The 490-nt window shown below is 69.4% G+C and carries 1 protein-coding gene; it reads right to left on the reverse strand.

What is annotated here, in order from left to right:
* The coding region (locus tag UK12_RS33070) for an acyltransferase domain-containing protein (RefSeq protein ID WP_045306910.1) at positions 1-490 on the reverse strand (490 nt) is incomplete at both ends.

Below are 490 nucleotides of genomic sequence, written 5' to 3' on the forward strand. Positions count from 1 at the left end.
CCGGCGCAGCGTGCCAACCGTGACCGCCTCGCGGCCGGCTGCTTCGATGCTCTCCTGAACGGCCATCACGAGGACGGGGTGCGCACTGACCTCGACGAAGGTGCCGATGCCGTGGTTGCGCAGCAACTCGGCCGTCGCGTCGGCGAACTCCACGGTGGTACGGAGGTTGGTGTACCAGTACTCCGAGTCCATGCCCGAACCGTCGACCAGCTCGCCCGTCACCGTGGACAGCAGCGGCACCCGGCCCGCCTGCGGGGTGACGTCCTTGAGGACGTCCAGCAGTTCGGTGCGGATCGACTCGACCTGCGCCGAGTGCGAGGCGTAGTCCACCGGCACCCGGCGAGCCCGGACACCATCCGCCTCACACGAGGACAGCAACTCCTCCAGTGCGGCCGGCTCACCCGAAACCACCACCGACGACGGACCGTTGACCGCAGCGACCGAGATCCGCTCCTCGCCCCAGACGCTCAGCCGCTCACGCACCAGCTCC

It is taken from the genome of Saccharothrix sp. ST-888 (genome assembly GCF_000955975.1).
Taxonomy (GTDB): domain Bacteria; phylum Actinomycetota; class Actinomycetes; order Streptomycetales; family Streptomycetaceae; genus Kitasatospora.